Origin of the sequence: Haloarcula sp. CGMCC 1.2071 (assembly GCF_037078445.1) — an archaeon.
In the GTDB taxonomy this organism is placed as follows: Archaea; Halobacteriota; Halobacteria; order Halobacteriales; family Haloarculaceae; genus Haloarcula; species Haloarcula amylolytica.
The window spans coordinates 1-588 of the sequence record NZ_JAYMGY010000060.1 but is presented as its reverse complement, the minus strand read 5'-3'; the positions used below and the strand labels follow the sequence as shown (position 1 = coordinate 588).

The window sequence follows — 588 nt, the reverse complement described above, 5'->3', positions numbered from 1 at the left end:
AGCTTACCGGCCGAGGTTTGAGGCGCCCAAAATGATCGGGACTCAAATCCACCACCGAGACCTGTCCGTACCACTCATACTGGTAATCGAGTAGATTGGCGCTCTCATTGGATGGAAGCGGGGGCGAGAGCTCCTGTGGACCGATGAGTGACGAAAATCCTGGCCATAGTAGCAGCGATAGTCGGGTGAGAACCCCGACGGCCTAATGGATAAGGGTTCCTCAGCACTGCTGATCAGCTGAGGGTTAGCCGGTCCTAAGTCTCACCGCAACTCGACTGAGACGAAATGGGAAACAGGTTAATATTCCTGTGCCATCATGCAGTGAAAGTTGACGCCCTGGGGTCGATCACGCCGGGCATTCGCCCGGTCGAACCGTCCAACTCCGTGGAAGCCGTAATGGCACGAAGCGGACGAACGGCGGTATAGGGAAACGTGATTCAACCTGGGGCCCATGAAAAGACGAGCATGATGTCCGTACCGAGAACCGACACAGGTGTCCATGGCGGCGAAAGCCAAGGCCTGTCGGGAGCAACCAACGTTAGGGAATTCGGCAAGTTAGTCCCGTACCTTCGGAAGAAGGGATGCCTG

At 56.3% G+C, this 588-nt stretch carries 1 rRNA gene; it reads left to right on the top strand.

Annotated features, from left to right (window positions below):
* Positions 1-588, top strand: a 23S ribosomal RNA gene (locus VI234_RS21210); the annotation flags it as partial.